The sequence below is a fragment of the Chloroflexus aurantiacus J-10-fl genome, from assembly GCF_000018865.1.
Lineage (GTDB): Bacteria > Chloroflexota > Chloroflexia > Chloroflexales > Chloroflexaceae > Chloroflexus > Chloroflexus aurantiacus.
Window position 1 is genome coordinate 3,485,516 of the sequence record NC_010175.1, and the last position, 17,196, is coordinate 3,502,711.

Here is a 17,196-nt window from a genome sequence, read left to right on the forward strand (position 1 = left end):
TAGCGTCAACACACCCTATGGGTTCACCCGCACAACGACCAGCGTCATATCATCGTGAGCGACTCGTCCTTCGGTAAATCCATGGATTGCCGATAACAGCCGCTCTAGCAGATCAGCGGGTTCCAGGTGTCCCAAATGACGCACCAACCGTTCAAGGCGGTCAAAGCCAAACATCTCACGCTCACGATTCTGGGCTTCAACCACACCATCAGTATAGAACACCAACGTATCGCCAGGAGCCAGATCGAGTTCGAGCTGATTGTAGCGGGCATCACGTTGCATGCCGAGTGGCAATGCGCCGGCGGTTTCCAGGAAGGTCGTGCGTCCGTCGGCGTGGCGGAGCAACGGTGACAACTGACCGGCATTCGCCAGGATCAAGCGTTGCGCGATTGGATCGATCAACGCATATCCCAGGGCGACAAAGGTATTACGTGGTACATCATCGACCAGCCAGCGGTTGGTCTCGGCCAGCACCAGACGCGGAAATTCATGATTGCGCGCTTCAGAGCGAGCAGTGGAACGGGCAACCGCCATCAACATTGCCGCCGGTAACGACTTCCCGCTCACATCACCGATAATGACCCCAATCCGTGAGCCAAGATCGATCACATCGTAGAAATCACCACCTGTCTCACGGGCCGGTAAACAACGGGCTGCGACCCGCAGTCCAGGACACACCGGTAACTCCTGTGGAAAGAGGTTTAACTGAATCTGGCGTGCAATCGCCATCTCTTGTTCCACCCGGGCCACCGACTCCTGGTAGAGTTGCGCATTCTCGATTGCCAGTGCTGCGTGGTTGGCAAAGGTCAGTGCAACCTCCAGATCACGTTCGTTGAAGGCATTGCGATGGTATGAATCAATATTTAATACGCCAAGCACACGCCCCTTTGCGATAAGCGGTACCCCCAGCCAGGTCAGAATATGCTCACCCATATCGCCGGGCGGCCAGATTGTACGATCAGGTGGCGCAACCAATAAGATAGGGCGTCGCTCGCGAACGACCTGGCCGGCACCGCTATCGGCAACCGGTAGCGTTCGCCCTAACGGCACTTCATCAGCGGGCCAACCACTGGCAGCCGCAATCCGCAAGATTGGCCCATCGAGCAACATGATGGTTGATGTATCGTAATTAATAACCTTACGCAGCTCTGCCAACACGAGCTGTAAGACTTCGTGGGGGTTGAAGCTTGAACTCAAGACGCGGGCAACTTCGCGCAGTGTCTCCGCAGTACGGCGCTGCTCCTGTTCAGCGGCGAAGAGCAATGCATTTTCATAAGCCGTCGCCACCGAGGTTGTTACCGTCATCATCAGTTCCAGCTCCTCGTCGGCATAGGAGCGTGGTTCGCCAAAGCTGTCAAACGAAATCGAGCCAAACACCCGATCACGGCTGATCAACGGCACAATCACCAGCGAGCGCACCCCCATCTCACGCCACCGCTCGCGTGATACCGCTGCCCGTGGGTCACTCTCAATATCAAGAATGACCTGTGGACGACGAGTGGTGCGCAAGGCATCAACCAGCGGATTCTGCCAGAGATCAATCACAGAACCGACAATCCCGGTTGGTGGATATTCTGCTGCCACAATCCCGGTTTCTTCGTCTTGAAACAGCACCAGGCCGGTGTGATCGGCCCAGAAGAGCTGCACCAGTTCACGAGTGGCAATTTCGAGAATCTCTTGCTGGTTAAGGTGAGCAGCCAGCAAGCCGGCAATGCGATTAACCAGTGCCATACGGGCTGCCTGGCGTTCGGCTGCAATTGCGTGGGCCTGCGCAGCCTCGAACAGACGTGCATTTTCGCGTACCTGACGCTCTCGCTCTTCAAACAACTGTACTTTTTGTACGGCCAGGCTAATCAGGTTGGCAATCTGAGCCAGCACATCAACCGTATCATCATCATAACGATACGGACGCTCGTCCTGGAGTACCAGCACCCCGATAGCGGTTTGATTGTAAGACAGGATAGGCACCCCGACCCACGAGCGCATCAGATGCACCGAGCCGATCTGGTGCGGTTTGATCCCCATTGCGTGGATTCTGGCACGTTCAACCGCCAGATCATCAAAGCGCAGGGGCTGGCGATGGGTGAGGAGCCAGTCAGAAAGGGAGGATGGTGGCGGTGGTTTACCAACCAGATCATGCCCGATCTGGCGGTCGTGTTCAATAAATGTCGCATGCTGTACCCGGCGCGAAACCGGATCGCAGAGCAGCAAGTAAAAGACCGATGCGGTTGTCAAATCGACCACAACCCGCCGGGTTTCGTTCAAAATGCGCTCAAGGTCGTAGGATTCTGCAACCAGCTTGCCAATCTGATTAATCGCTTGCAGCTCGGCAATCTGGCGTGAACGTTGGGCTAGCAACGTCACATTCTTGACGTGCAACGATAACTGGGCGGCAACATTGCCGAGAAACTCCATATCGCGAGGCGTGAAAGCGTTGGCCTGATAGCTCTGAACCGAGACAACGCCGATTGGTTGACCATCACGGTCGAGCAGGGGCCACCCCATCCACGACCGCGCCATTCGTTCAGCACCGATGATGACCCCTTCGACATCAGGCAATGAGCTGATCTCGTGTGACAGGTCGCGTAAAAAAATCGGTTGCCGCTCCCGCAGAATACGGGCGGTGAGTGAACGTGGCGGCGGAGGTTGGCCGATCCAGAAATCGAAAAACTCTCCTTCATCGAGGATAATCCCGTCACTAATCAGATGGCGAACCGGATCGTAGATCACCATCGTGAAAGCGTCGAGATTGATACAGTTCTGCAAACCCAATGCCGCCCGCTGAAGCAATTCGCGTGTCGTCTGCACCGTTGAGGCAGCCAGACTGATCTCACGCAATGCACGTAATTCCGCAATCTGACGTTCACGTTGTTCGGTAAGTCGGTTATGTTCGACCAGGATCGCAATCTGGTTCGCCACCGCCTGCGCCAGGGTTAGCTCATGGGGGGCCAGTTCGCGTGCTGAAAAACCAAACAGGCTCAATGTTCCCAGGACCTGACTTCCGACCACCAGTGGCATATTGATGGTCGACTCGAAGGGCGGGAAGAGATGCAGAGGAAATGTTGCCGGATCGTAACGAGCCTGCCAGTCACGGTCAATAATTCGTGGCTGTCGTTTCAGAACCACTTCACGCAAGGGGCTGATTTCGAGCGGGATTTGACGAGTTTGTTCAATGTATTCCTGGGCAAACCCTCGCTGTGCGCACAACACCAGTAGCGAACCCGTCTCATCGAGGAGACGAACATTACCGGCATCGAAATGTAGGGTCGTAATCGCAATAGCCAGTGCCTGATCCAGGACTTCGTGCAGGGATCGTGTATCGACCAGTGTTGCCGCCAGTTCACTCAGTGCCGCTAATTCTTCGCGCCGCGCTGCTAACTGTGTGGCTAATTCCCGACTGAGCCGATCCTGCTCTTCAACCAGTACCGCATTTTCCAGCGCCAGCGCAATGACATTCGCGATCCGCTGCAACAGATCGAGCGTTTCGTGGTTGTAGCGGCCAGGCTGATAACTTTGCAGTGAGATCACACCAACCACTGCGTCACTAATCATCAGCGGCACACCGATCCACGAACGCGAGAGTTTTGAGGTATTGCCGAATGGTACCGGCGGTAGACTGGCATCGCGTTCGGTCAACAGATCGCGGAAGAGCATTGGCTCACGCCGGCGGACAATTAAACCGGTCAGGTAGCCATACTCACGATTTTCGAGAAAGTCGATCTGCCCCTCATCGTAAAGCAGTGCGGCCTTAAAAATCTCTGGTCGCTCATCACAAAAGGCCAGATAGCAGGCATCAAACTCAAAGACATTGTGCAGCTCGCGCACAATTGTCTCGAAAATAACCCGTAACGACGGACGGCCACGGGCGGCAAGACCAATCGCGTAGAGCGCAGCCAGAATCTGCTGGTCGCGCTCTTGTTGCAGACGCAATGCGTCACGCTGGCGTTGCAGATCGCCTATCAGTTGTCGGCGACGTGCGGTACGAGTCATGCTGCATCGTCCTGGGTTGTACCACTAATGAATGGTAGCCGACACACGGTTGCCGGTTGTTGAGCGAGGGTCACGATGGTGCCACTCTCGGCATAGGCACGGCGCACATAGGCCAGTCCGATCCAGCCGTAGCGTGGTGAGTAGGCAGCACTGGTCAGGGTACCAGCCTCTTTGCCATCCACCGTTACCGCTGCCGGTACCGCTTCGGGCGCAGCCGACAGACGTAAGCCGCACAAGAGCTTGGCGATCCGCCCCCGGCTCTCCATGCGGGCAATAATCTCTTGCCCAACGTAGCACCCTTTCTGGAAACTCACCGCACGCCACAAATCGGCTTCGAGCGGAATATAATCCAGTGTGATCTCGTGTTTGAAGCGCGGATAGCCATGCTCGATGCGTACTACTTCTGCCGTATGACTGTCGAGTGGAACGGCCCCTTCATCAGTTAGCGCAGTAAGCAGCGTCGTTGTTTGCGTTGCCGGTGGATAGAGAGTATACCCATCGCCACCCAACGGTTCACACCGTGCTACCAGCACCTGATGTCCATTCCAGTCACCGGTTGCGATACTGTGTAGCGGCAGATCAACCGACAAACCAATCGTCTGAATCACCTGGCTAGCCTGTGGCCCGTAGACGCCAATCTGACCCAGTTCGGCACTCGCGTCGGCGACCGTCACCTGATCGTTGAAGAAGATATTCTTGCGCAAATGGCGCAAAATCGCCGGTCCATGACCATCGCCGGTCTCAAGCAACAATGCGTCAGGGAGGGCATATACCCGTAGCAGATCGATCATACGCCCAATTGGCGTGGTGAGCGCGGTCAGGGTGCCTTGACCGGGCTGTAATCGCTCGATATGGTTCGTCGAGAGCCGGTGTAGCAGTGCTGCGCGGTCGCGACCACGCATCCAGAGCCGTCCGCGATCAGACTCGTTGATCACGGCAGCATACCCATACACCGCCTCGTAAGCTGTCAGTGTTTCCTGATTCATAGCGTAGCAATCATCTACTCAGAAGCTTATCGTTCATAAATATTGTATCACGCTGCACCCAAAACTGTTCGACGTTCTCTGAGCTGTAATTGCATGCCGTACCGTGGACGGAGGGTAATACCGGTCTGGAGGACGACCGGATGATCGGCGACCGGCAGAAATTGCCAGCGTTGCGCCAGCGTTGCCAGCACGAGAATACCCTCCATCCAGGCAAACGGTTCGCCGATACAGGTGCGCGGCCCACCACCGAAGGGGAAGAAGGCAAATTTTGGTCGCTGAGCCTGGGCTTCCGGCGTGTGGCGGAGGGGATCACAATGGTACGGTTCATGGAAGAACCGGGGATCGTGGTGCATCAGCCATGGACTCAACAGAACGATGGTATCAGGCGCAATCCGCACATCACCGAGTGTCACCGGTGCAATTGCCCGCCGCCCGATGAGCCACGCCGGAGGATAGAGACGCAGGGCTTCGGCAAAAAACCATGAGGTATAGGTCAGCTTCGGCAGATCGGCGACAGTCGGTTTCCGTCCACCAAGCACAGTATCCAGTTCGGCGGCCAGGTGTGCGGCAAGAGATGGATATTGCGCTAACAAGTAGAGCGCCCAGGTCAAAGCGTTTGCGGTGGTCTCGTGTCCGGCAAGAAAGATCGTCAACAGCTCATCACGCAGTTGGGTATCGGTCATCCGGTAGCCATCACCCTCATGATCCACAGCGGTCAGCAACATCGAGAGCAGATCGCCACGATCAACCGGATTGGCGCGGCGCTGGGCAATCAACCGGTATATGATGGCATCGAGGCGGGCTTTCACAGCCTGAAAGCGGCGCACAGGTGGTAACGGCAAGGCAAACAGCCAGTCGGCAAACGGTAATACCGCCAGATCGAACATAGCAACCAGATCATGCATTGCCGCAAACACCTCATCGGCATCGGCTTCCGTATCAGCCGAGAAGAGGGTTATCCCAACAATCTGCAATGTAATCGCCATGAATTCGCGGCTGACATCGAGCACCAGCCCATCTTGCCAGCGCGCACTGCGCGCCTCGGCCACCGCGACCATTGCATCGCCGTAAGCGGCAATCCGCTGGCGGTGAAAAGCCGGCTGCATCAGGCGTCGCTGGCGCAGATGTAACTCACCCTCACTGGTCAGCAATCCCTCACCGAGCAGGCGCTTTGCCCGTTCCAGCACACGCCCCTTGACAAAGGAGCGATGCTGTGTCACCAGCACCTCCCGGATGAGATCAGGATGGTTCACCAGCACCATCATTTGCGGCCCAACCCGAAATGGCACCACATCGCCGCGAGCAGCCAGTTCCTCCAGTAGCGTCAGCGGTTCGCGACGCAATTGCTGTAGGTTGCGAATTGCAACTGGGGAAGGAAAGCGGATCATGGCTGTATCTCCGATCAAAACAGGTATTGCCGGTATCATAGCACGAGTATCAGCATACGATAATGACGTTAGTAAAACGTTAATTGTTCTTCAGAGACCATGCAGTCTACACCACGATGGCGAGGTTGTGATGCGACCTCGCGTTACCAGCCATGCTTATGCAGATAGGCGCAATTGGCTGGGCCACTCTCTTAATCCCAGACAGGTAGCTTCGCTGTTGAACAAACTATCACCGTAACCAATATTCCAACGTGCTGCGTTAGGACATTGGCGGTGCGGAGTGACTCGAACCTGCTTCAAAAAACATCTATTACAAAGTTATCTCATTCATTGACGACCGACTTCATGATCGTGATGATCGTGACGAACACACCCCGCATCCTTGTAACCAGCCGGGTCAATGGCGGGCCAGGTGCCGGATCGTGAGCACGGCTGGCGCGGCAGCGTGGCTGCCGCACTCCACACGCTGCGCCACGCGCATGACAGACAGGTAAGGCCCCCAATCCAACGAGATGGCACTGACGATGGTCGTCAGCCCTCCTCGCTTCCATACCGGCAGCCTGAGAGCAGGATTACTGTTGTTGGTGATTGGCAAGCGTTCATGCACCTGTGCGACAGTCCGATAGCACGACAGTACGGCTTTTATGAAATAAGTGCCAATCAAGATTTGATATAGCCTCTCCTGCACTGCGAGAAAGGGAAGCACAGCAGTCTGCATTGAGGCGTCCTGATGAGGTAGACGGTGTGTTTGCTTATATGTTCTGTCCGTTCCTGAACTGTCTGGAGTAAGGCTGTCTTTGAGTGATAAAGATAACTTGAACGAATACTTGTAATGACAAAAAGGTATGAAACGGCAACATCATTTACCACCAATACGCCGATCGCAGCGATGTCCATGCTCACAGAAGTATGCACGCGCATGCCATTGGCAACCGCTTTCTATCACGGTTGTCAAAAAATCACTTAAGCCATATCAACAGTCATACATTCTTAACCATCCGTGAAATTTGGAACAACATCATGGTATACTATACCTATCGATAATTCTTCAACTAATTGCATAACAGAACAGCGATGGCGACGGGGGAGTCCATGAGCGGAACAGGACGACTGGCAGGAAAGATTGCGTTAATTACCGGTGGCGCCGGCAATATCGGCAGTGAATTGACACGTCGCTTTCTCGCAGAGGGAGCGACGGTCATTATTAGTGGACGGAATCGGGCGAAGTTGACCGCACTGGCCGAACGGATGCAGGCAGAGGCAGGAGTGCCGGCAAAGCGCATCGATCTCGAAGTCATGGATGGGAGTGATCCGGTCGCGGTACGTGCCGGTATCGAAGCGATTGTGGCCCGTCACGGCCAGATCGACATTCTGGTCAACAATGCAGGAAGTGCCGGTGCCCAGCGTCGTCTGGCCGAGATTCCACTCACTGAAGCTGAATTAGGCCCTGGCGCCGAAGAGACGCTTCATGCCAGCATCGCCAATTTACTTGGTATGGGATGGCATCTGATGCGTATTGCGGCACCTCATATGCCGGTAGGAAGTGCGGTCATCAATGTCTCGACCATCTTTTCACGGGCTGAGTACTACGGGCGGATTCCGTATGTCACCCCTAAAGCTGCTCTTAATGCTCTATCTCAACTTGCTGCGCGTGAGTTAGGTGCACGTGGCATCCGCGTTAATACGATCTTTCCCGGCCCGATTGAAAGTGATCGCATCCGTACAGTGTTCCAGCGTATGGATCAGCTCAAGGGGCGGCCCGAAGGCGACACAGCGCACCATTTTTTGAACACCATGCGATTGTGTCGTGCCAACGACCAGGGCGCGCTTGAACGTCGGTTCCCCTCCGTCGGTGATGTGGCAGACGCCGCTGTCTTTCTGGCCAGTGCCGAATCCGCCGCTCTCTCCGGTGAGACGATTGAGGTTACGCACGGAATGGAGTTGCCGGCCTGCAGTGAGACCAGCCTGCTGGCCCGTACTGATCTGCGCACGATTGATGCCAGTGGCCGCACGACGCTCATCTGCGCCGGCGACCAGATTGAAGAGGTGATGGCGCTCACCGGTATGTTGCGTACCTGTGGGAGTGAAGTGATCATCGGCTTCCGTTCGGCTGCGGCGCTGGCCCAGTTCGAGCAGGCAGTCAATGAGAGTCGGCGGCTGGCCGGCGCAGACTTTACGCCTCCCATTGCCTTGCCACTCGATCCACGCGATCCGGCAACAATTGACGCTGTCTTCGATTGGGCCGGCGAGAATACCGGCGGGATTCATGCAGCGGTGATTCTGCCTGCTACCAGTCACGAACCGGCACCGTGCGTGATTGAGGTTGATGATGAGCGGGTGCTGAATTTTCTGGCCGATGAAATCACCGGGACAATTGTGATTGCCAGTCGCCTGGCCCGTTACTGGCAGTCGCAACGGCTTACCCCCGGCGCACGTGCGCGTGGGCCGCGTGTCATTTTTCTCTCGAACGGTGCCGATCAAAATGGGAATGTTTACGGACGCATTCAAAGTGCCGCTATCGGTCAGCTCATTCGTGTGTGGCGTCACGAGGCTGAACTTGACTATCAGCGTGCCAGCGCCGCCGGTGATCATGTGCTGCCGCCGGTATGGGCCAATCAGATTGTGCGCTTCGCTAACCGCAGCCTTGAAGGGTTAGAATTTGCCTGTGCCTGGACAGCTCAATTGCTCCATAGTCAACGCCATATCAATGAGATTACCCTCAACATCCCTGCCAACATTAGCGCCACCACCGGCGCACGCAGTGCATCGGTCGGATGGGCGGAAAGCCTGATCGGGTTGCATTTGGGGAAAGTTGCCTTGATTACCGGTGGCAGCGCCGGTATTGGTGGGCAGATCGGGCGCCTCCTGGCTTTGAGTGGCGCGCGCGTGATGCTGGCAGCCCGTGATCGGCATAAGCTCGAACAGATGCAGGCGATGATCCAATCTGAGCTGGCTGAGGTGGGGTATACCGATGTCGAAGATCGCGTCCACATTGCACCGGGCTGCGATGTGAGTAGCGAAGCGCAGCTTGCGGATCTTGTTGAACGTACCCTGTCAGCTTTTGGCACCGTCGATTATCTGATCAACAACGCCGGGATCGCCGGTGTCGAAGAGATGGTTATCGATATGCCAGTTGAGGGATGGCGCCATACCCTCTTCGCCAATCTGATCAGCAACTACTCGTTGATGCGCAAACTGGCGCCGTTGATGAAAAAACAGGGTAGCGGTTACATCCTTAACGTCTCATCATACTTTGGCGGTGAAAAAGATGCGGCCATTCCCTACCCCAACCGTGCCGATTACGCCGTCTCGAAGGCTGGTCAGCGGGCAATGGCCGAAGTCTTTGCGCGCTTCCTTGGCCCGGAGATACAGATCAATGCCATTGCGCCGGGTCCGGTCGAAGGTGATCGCTTGCGCGGTACCGGTGAACGTCCCGGCCTCTTTGCCCGTCGGGCGCGGCTGATTTTGGAGAACAAGCGGCTGAATGAGCTTCACGCTGCTCTTATCGCGGCTGCGCGCACCGATGAGCGATCTATGCACGAACTGGTTGAACTGCTCTTACCCAATGATGTGGCCGCACTAGAGCAGAATCCCGCAGCACCTACCGCGTTGCGTGAACTGGCACGACGTTTTCGCAGCGAAGGCGATCCGGCGGCATCATCAAGCAGTGCGCTGCTGAACCGTTCAATTGCCGCTAAATTGCTGGCTCGTTTGCATAATGGTGGCTATGTGTTGCCTGCCGACATCTTTGCAAACCTGCCAAACCCGCCCGATCCCTTCTTCACCCGAGCCCAGATTGATCGCGAGGCTCGCAAGGTTCGTGACGGCATCATGGGGATGCTCTACCTGCAACGGATGCCGACTGAGTTTGATGTCGCAATGGCCACCGTCTATTACCTTGCCGACCGCAATGTCAGTGGTGAGACATTCCACCCATCAGGTGGTTTGCGTTACGAACGCACCCCTACCGGTGGCGAACTCTTCGGCTTGCCCTCACCGGAACGGCTGGCGGAGCTGGTCGGAAGCACGGTCTATCTGATAGGTGAACATCTGACTGAACACCTTAACCTGCTTGCCCGTGCGTACCTCGAACGTTACGGGGCACGTCAGGTAGTGATGATTGTTGAGACAGAAACCGGGGCAGAGACAATGCGTCGCTTGCTCCACGATCACGTCGAGGCTGGTCGGCTGATGACTATTGTGGCCGGTGATCAGATCGAAGCCGCTATCGACCAGGCTATCACTCGCTACGGTCGCCCAGGGCCGGTCGTCTGTACCCCCTTCCGGCCACTGCCGACGGTACCACTGGTCGGGCGTAAAGACAGTGACTGGAGCACAGTGTTGAGTGAGGCTGAATTTGCCGAGTTGTGCGAACACCAGCTCACCCACCATTTCCGGGTAGCGCGCAAGATTGCCCTGAGTGATGGTGCCAGTCTCGCGCTGGTCACTCCCGAAACTACGGCTACCTCAACTACCGAGCAATTTGCTCTGGCTAACTTCATCAAAACGACCCTTCACGCTTTTACGGCTACGATTGGTGTCGAGAGCGAAAGAACTGCTCAGCGCATTCTGATCAATCAAGTCGATCTGACCCGGCGTGCGCGTGCCGAAGAGCCGCGTGATCCGCACGAGCGTCAACAAGAACTGGAACGTTTTATCGAGGCAGTCTTGCTGGTCACTGCACCACTCCCGCCTGAAGCCGATACCCGTTACGCCGGGCGGATTCATCGCGGACGGGCGATTACCGTGTAAATTCTACGCCACAGGAACCACTACCAAACCAGCATAGTAAGAGAACGATAGAGACGTTGCAATGCGACGTCTCTATCATATTTCCGGCCCCCCCTAGACAAACCCCCACGTCTTCGTGTAGACTAGAAACAGGAGGCTGTATGCACGTCCAACAAGAACCAATTCTGGTTATCGCTGCACATGCTGATGATATTGAGTTTGCTGCTGCCGGTACTATCGCCAAGTGGGCAGCAGCCGGGCATCCTGTTACGTATTGCATCGTAACCGATGGTTCGGCTGGCTCAAATGAACCAGGTGCCAATCTGGCAACCCTGGTCGCTCGCCGTCAAGAAGAGCAGCGTGCTGCCGCAGCAGTCCTCGGTGTGCACGATGTCCGTTTCCTTGGCTACCGCGACGGCATCTTGCAGCCAACCCTCGATCTGAGGCGAGAGCTAACTCGCCTGATCCGTGAAGTACGACCATTCCGGGTTCTCTGCCAGGACCCAACACTCGTCTTTGCCGGCAACACCTACATTAATCATCCCGATCATCGTGCAGCCGGTGAAGCGGCGCTCTACGCCGTTTTCCCCAGCGCTGAAACGCGCCCCATCTTCCCGGAACTCCTTGCCGAAGGCTACGAACCGCACAAAGTGCGTGAACTCTATCTGATGTTTCCCAGTGCCCCTGATCTCTACCTCGATATAAGTGATCGGATTGAGCAGAAGATTGAGAGTCTGCTCTGCCACCGCTCGCAGCTTGGCCCCGAGGTGGCTGATTGGGTGCGCACGTGGGACGCCGAGAACGGCACGAAGATCGGCGTTGCCTACGCCGAGACGTTCCGGGTCATTCGCCTGGTCGATAATTAACCCGCGACACGAACCCTCTGGAACGGGCAGCGTTTACGCTGTTCCCGGATGGTTTGGTGTACGCGCCGGTTTTTGGTTATTAGTGCCGGGATAACCGGCTAGAAAGGAATGACATTGGCAGATTGATATGCGTGAGGTGCGCATGTGTCAGGGCCGTGCGCATCTCGGTCACACCGGGTACCTCATCCGGCGTGTCGCCCTGTTCTTCGTGTCCGCGCCAGGGTCGGGGCATGTGCCTACGATGTGGTCTCTCTCTCTTACCTGCTGCGGTGTCGCAGTCGCGCATTCGGCGCGTTAGAGGCCACGGTTGCGGACGTAGTCAGGAATCTATATGAGTACCATTACGAACAATCGACGTCAGGCCCTCAGTGATAATGTCTGGTTACATTTCTTCCAAATGGGCCACTTCTCCAGTACCGACGCGCGGCCCACAATACTGGTCCGAGGTGAAGGGTCGCGCGTATGGGATCAAGACGGTAACGAGTACATCGATGGTCTGTCCGGTCTGTTTACAGTCAATGTCGGTTATGGTCGCCGTGAAATCATCGAGGCGATCAGTGCGCAACTGAGCGAGATTGCTTACGTCAGTCCTTTCAGCTTCCCCAGTCTGCCTTTAATTGACATATCGGCGCGCCTGGCTTCAATCAGTCCCACCGGCCCCCGCTCGCGAGTATTTCTGACCACCGGGGGTTCAGATGCAGTGGAGACTGCATTGAAGCTGGCCAAAGCGTACCAGCGGCGGCGCGGGTTTGCCGACCGCACCAAGATTATTGCCCGTCGCGTGAGCTATCACGGCACCTCAATGGGTGCGCTATCGGTCAACGGTGTCACCTCCATCCGTAACGGTTTTGGCCCGCTGGTACCGGGGGCACGCCATGCGCCCCTCCCCTATCGTTTTCGCTGCGACTATTGCGCCACTCACAGTGGCTGCCGTGGTGTCTGTGTCGATGAAGTCGAGCGTCTGATCGAGTTTGAAGGCCCTGAAACAATTGCCGCCATTATTATGGAACCGGTGCAAAATAGTGGCGGTGCAATTGTCTCGCCTCCCGGCTATCTACAACGCATTCGCCAGATCTGCGATCACTACGGGATCGTCATGATTGTTGATGAAGTGATCTGCGGTTTTGGCCGGGTTGGTGATTGGTTTGGTTCAACAGCGATGGGGGTCAGGCCCGACATCATCACCTGCGCCAAAGGCATCACCAGCGGCTACGCTCCGCTCGGTGCGGCCATTGTCTGTGACACGCTCGCCGATGTCTTCGTTTCCGATAATGAAGCAGATAAGTTTATGCACGGAATCACCTTTGGTGGGCACGCTGCCAGTTGTGCGGCAGCACTCGCCAACCTGGACATTATCGAACGGGAACATCTGCTGGAGCGGTCGCGCGAAATGGGAGCCTACCTGATGCAAGAGCTAACCGCTGCCGTTGGCAATCACCCCAACGTGGGTGAGGTGCGGGGGATGGGCATGTTTATGGCTGTCGAGCTGGTACGTGACCGGGTCACCCGCGAGTCACTGGCCGAGGAGCGGCTGATGATCTGGCTGAGTGATCAATTGAAGCAGCGTGGTCTGATTTGCCGGGCCGATGATCGACTCGAACCGGTGATCCAACTGGCGCCGCCGTTGATCCTCACCCGCGAAGAAGCTGATCGCTGTGTCAGCATCGTCGCCGAGGCCGTCCATGCCCTCGGTCGTCGACTGGGAAGCGTCCCAACCGTCATCTCGCTCAACGTCACAACACCGGTAGAACCACCGACAGCGGTGGCGGCTGATTAAAAAGAGCAAGAAAGGTGCGATGCATCGTCACATGCATCGCACCTTCTTTCATCCGGCAACCGTTGTCTGCCGGATGCCAACCTCTCGCGTTAATAGTCCGACCTGCTGCAACAATACCGGCGTATCCACAAACCCCAAATTGATGTGGCGTACCACACCACGGGCATCAAGCACCACAGTCGCCGGCGCAGTGAGAATACCCAGTTGCGTCACGAGCTGCGGATAGTCCGCAGCCTGCAAGGTACAGATAGTGACCTGAGTGACCTGATCGTTGACAGCACCGGCCAGCCTCGCCAGCGCCGGTGCTTGCCGGAAATGACACTCGCGACAACCAGGTGTGGTAAAAGCAACCACTGCCGGCTTCCCCGTCGGCACCAACCCGACGAAGGGAGACTTCTGAGCGAGGGATCGTACCGTGCGTGCCTGCCAGTAACGTACCCCTGCCCACACCAGCAGTACCGCGAGCGTCACAACCCCAATGATCAACAGCCGTTCAACCAGCACTCAAATACCTCACCGGTCATCTACTTCAGAACACCCAATCGCCGCAACTGAAAGAAGATAAAGCATCCGGCGCAGAAACCGAAGATCAGATTCACTGCCGCCAGCACAACGACCAGCAGCGCCAGGCTCCAGCCGATAACCTCTGCCCCTAACCACAGGCTCAACGTAGCCAGCAGCAGTACACCAGCCCCAACACCTTGCGCAAAGCGGTGAGGTGCTGCATCTTCCTCGTGCAGGTCAGGACGTAACCAGCCCAGGGGGCGCAGGATGTCGCGGTATAGACGCTGGAACAATGCCAGCGCAGGATGGATCACACCAAGAGCAAGGACAACCGCAACGAACGCAACCAACCAGTGTTGATTGGTAACGAAGGCTGTTAGAACAAGCACGATGATCGCCGCCTGGTTAAAGCGCAGGGCAGTGCGGTCGAAGAGAGCAGGTGGTGAAGAAAATGCTTTCGCAGACATTGTTGACTTCCTTGCGCAATTTTTTCAAGATACCTGTCATTAATCTTACATAAAACGATAGATTTTGTCAAGATTATTGATAACAGAACATATCTTTGATTGGGTCATGACTTTGGAGACCGATACAGGCTGTGAAATCATGAAAGGAGAAAACGGCTTCCAGACCAACCCCTATTGCGTTGCCCAGCACGATAACGGTATGGAAGTTGTCTTCGCCATCGTGAAAAGGCTTTACGACCACCAGGTAGTCCTGAACGGTATGGACAAGAACGGACTACGGTCATGACAGGAATCGCTCAGGAACGACTGAGGAATTGCCTGCACTATCCCTGTACGATGGAGGCAGACACTTTATTCCGCACGCCACATCACGTGCCACGTGTATCACTGTGTGTCTGGAGAATATGCTGTACAGCGACCACTGTGGTACAGTGTGTGCACGGATACGGGTACTGTAAGGGGAGAGCACCTGTGATCGGCCTTGAAAAAATCGACCCTCAACATATAATAAAGCGACAGAACTTGTGGGTTCTGTCGCTCTTTTGGTAGCGGCGGCAGGATTCGAACCTGCGACCTTCGGGTTATGAGCCCGACGAGCTGCCACTGCTCCACGCCGCGCCAGCATTTAATACTATAGCAGGGTAGAATGCCTATGTCAAGAGGTTTTTCGCTACAAAGTGTTGTTGTGCATGCCGAAACCCCGGCTCAACTCGCCCTCATTCGTGACCTCTTCCGCGAGTATGCCGCCGGATTGCCAATCGACTTAGCGTATCAAGGTTTTGACACCGAACTGGCAAGCCTTCCCGGTGCTTATGCTCCACCGCGCGGACGGCTGCTGCTGGCTATGGTTGATGAGACCGCAGCCGGCTGTGTAGCGCTACGTCCACTGAGCGATACCATCTGTGAGCTAAAACGCCTCTATGTGCGACCGGCGTTTCGCCACTTGGGATTAGGGCGATACCTGACAAGATACATGCTCAATGAAGCATCTACCATTGGCTACGAATATATGCGTCTTGATACCCTTCCTTCAATGCACAGTGCAATTCACCTTTACGAGTCGCTCGGTTTTATGCGCTGTGCACCGTACTATCCGACACCTATCGCCGATACGGTCTTTATGGAACGGCGGCTGGCAGACAGAGCTACGAATGGTGAGTAGTCTCTGCGTTGCCAGCCACTTTAGCGAATAGAGCTGTTCCTTCCATTCACCTACCGCACCGAACGGTAACCACCGGCCACTCCTCGTGGTGACAGCACCAGTTGCCAGAGCTGGCTGGCCCGTGCCATAAAGCTACCGGCGCTCATCAGCAGATAGAGACGCCACATCCGGTAGAAGCGCTCGTTGTAACGGGCAGACAATTGTGGCCATGCCCGCTCGAAATTGGCGTGCCATGCTTTGAGCGTAGTCACGTAGTTGATCCCGAAGTTATGCCAGTCTTCCAGCACAAAGAGACCCTCGAATGCCGCTGTGAGTAATCGCGGCGAGGGCAACATCGAGTTGGGGAAGATGTAGCGCTCGATCCAGGCATCACGGCCCTGGTATGCCACGTTGGTGCCAATCGTGTGCAGCAGAAGTAAGCCATCATCAGCCAGACAGCGCCGCGCGACCTGCATAAAGGTGCGATAGTTACGGTAGCCAACATGCTCGAACATGCCAACGGAAATGATGCGATCAAACGTTCCGCGTGTCTGCCGGTAATCTTCCAACCTGATCTCAACCGGCAAACCGCGACATCGTTCACTCGCCAGCGCGGCCTGTTCTTTTGACACGGTGATGCCGACTACATGTACCCCATAACGCTCAGCCAGATACTGCGCAGTACCGCCCCAACCACAGCCAATGTCGAGCACGCGCAGCCCCGGCTGCAGGTCGAGTTTACGGGCAATCAGGTCGAGTTTGGCCTCCTGTGCTTCATCGAGCGTGCGCGCCCCACTATCCCAGTAGGCACAACTGTAAATCATACGCCGATCAAGCATCGCCTCGTAGAGATCGTTGCCAATATCGTAGTGGTGCTCTCCAATCACGAACGCACCTTTGCCACGCTGCCGATTTATAAACCGACTGTCAAACCAGAGCGGGATGCGTGCCAGCCAGCCGATTGTCTGGGGTGCCTGCACACTCAACAGACGACGAATACACTCATCAATTGCCTCACAGTCCCACCAGCCATCCATGTACGCTTCGCCCAACCCTAGTGAGCCATGGAGCAGGCAGCGCAGATATAACCGTTCATCATGAACCTGAATGTCCCACGGTTGCGTGCCATTGACCGTAATGCCGGCAGCAGCAAGCAGTTTGAGCGCGTATGATCGCGCCAGTTTGTGCAGTCCGTCGTTCGTTGATCGAGGGGTTTGCGGAGTCGTTGTTATTGAAGCCAGTCCATGTTTTGCCATATGTGATCCTCCTGTCCAAGTTTTGCAAAACAATTGAACACACTTCATAACCTTGCTTGCCGCATATTCACCTAAAATACTATTTCATCA

Annotated in this window: 11 protein-coding genes and 1 tRNA gene; 4 read left to right on the forward strand and 8 right to left on the reverse strand. The window is 55.9% G+C overall.

The genetic code is table 11. The features are described 5' to 3' along the window. Positions 1–15 precede the first annotated feature (15 nt). The 4 genes from CAUR_RS13710 to CAUR_RS13725 all read right to left on the reverse strand — a co-directional run bounded on the left by CAUR_RS13710 (position 16) and on the right by CAUR_RS13725 (position 7,082). Complete coding sequence (locus CAUR_RS13710) at positions 16–3,990, reverse strand: GAF domain-containing protein (RefSeq protein ID WP_012258470.1); 3,975 nt, start codon at positions 3,988–3,990, stop codon at positions 16–18. Further along, positions 3,987–4,976 (reverse strand): CAF17-like 4Fe-4S cluster assembly/insertion protein YgfZ, encoded by a 990-nt coding sequence (ygfZ, locus tag CAUR_RS13715; protein WP_012258471.1) that lies wholly within the window; start codon positions 4,974–4,976, stop codon positions 3,987–3,989. The genes CAUR_RS13710 and ygfZ overlap by 4 nt, the downstream gene beginning before the upstream one ends. A gap of 47 nt (positions 4,977–5,023) precedes the next feature. Further along, complete coding sequence (locus CAUR_RS13720; protein WP_012258472.1) at positions 5,024–6,364, reverse strand: cytochrome P450; 1,341 nt, start codon at positions 6,362–6,364, stop codon at positions 5,024–5,026. A 397-nt stretch (positions 6,365–6,761) separates the two neighbouring features. After that, positions 6,762–7,082, reverse strand: coding sequence for a hypothetical protein (locus CAUR_RS13725; RefSeq protein WP_015909260.1), 321 nt, complete (start codon positions 7,080–7,082; stop codon positions 6,762–6,764). Between the two features lie 374 nt (positions 7,083–7,456). On the opposite strand from CAUR_RS13725, the gene mcr reads away from it, so the two are divergent. From mcr to CAUR_RS13740, 3 genes are all read left to right on the forward strand, one after another. Next, the gene (gene mcr, locus CAUR_RS13730) at positions 7,457–11,116 is read left to right on the forward strand and encodes a malonyl CoA reductase subunit Mcr (protein WP_012258473.1); all 3,660 of its coding nucleotides are present in this window, start codon (positions 7,457–7,459) and stop codon (positions 11,114–11,116) included. Between the two features lie 140 nt (positions 11,117–11,256). After that, the gene (locus CAUR_RS13735) at positions 11,257–11,961 is read left to right on the forward strand and encodes a PIG-L deacetylase family protein (protein ID WP_012258474.1); all 705 of its coding nucleotides are present in this window, start codon (positions 11,257–11,259) and stop codon (positions 11,959–11,961) included. Between the two features lie 331 nt (positions 11,962–12,292). Next, a complete protein-coding gene (locus CAUR_RS13740; RefSeq protein ID WP_012258475.1) occupies positions 12,293–13,738 on the forward strand; it encodes an aminotransferase family protein in 1,446 nt (481 codons plus the stop codon). A 48-nt stretch (positions 13,739–13,786) separates the two neighbouring features. Here the strand turns inward: CAUR_RS13740 and CAUR_RS13745 are convergent, their stop codons facing one another. The 3 genes from CAUR_RS13745 to CAUR_RS13755 form a co-directional block, all read right to left on the reverse strand. After that, complete coding sequence (locus tag CAUR_RS13745; protein ID WP_012258476.1) at positions 13,787–14,242, reverse strand: peroxiredoxin family protein; 456 nt, start codon at positions 14,240–14,242, stop codon at positions 13,787–13,789. A gap of 20 nt (positions 14,243–14,262) precedes the next feature. Continuing rightward, positions 14,263–14,709: a DUF4395 domain-containing protein gene (locus CAUR_RS13750; RefSeq protein ID WP_012258477.1), complete on the reverse strand. Its 447-nt coding sequence runs from the start codon at positions 14,707–14,709 to the stop codon at positions 14,263–14,265. A gap of 543 nt (positions 14,710–15,252) precedes the next feature. After that, a tRNA-Met gene (locus CAUR_RS13755) sits at positions 15,253–15,327 on the reverse strand. Positions 15,328–15,361: 34 nt separating this feature from the next. On the opposite strand from CAUR_RS13755, the gene CAUR_RS13760 reads away from it, so the two are divergent. After that, complete coding sequence (locus CAUR_RS13760; RefSeq protein WP_012258478.1) at positions 15,362–15,871, forward strand: GNAT family N-acetyltransferase; 510 nt, start codon at positions 15,362–15,364, stop codon at positions 15,869–15,871. Positions 15,872–15,921: 50 nt separating this feature from the next. Here the strand turns inward: CAUR_RS13760 and cfa are convergent, their stop codons facing one another. Continuing rightward, positions 15,922–17,106: a cyclopropane fatty acyl phospholipid synthase gene (gene cfa, locus CAUR_RS13765; protein ID WP_012258479.1), complete on the reverse strand. Its 1,185-nt coding sequence runs from the start codon at positions 17,104–17,106 to the stop codon at positions 15,922–15,924. Between the last annotated feature and the right edge of the window lie 90 nt (positions 17,107–17,196).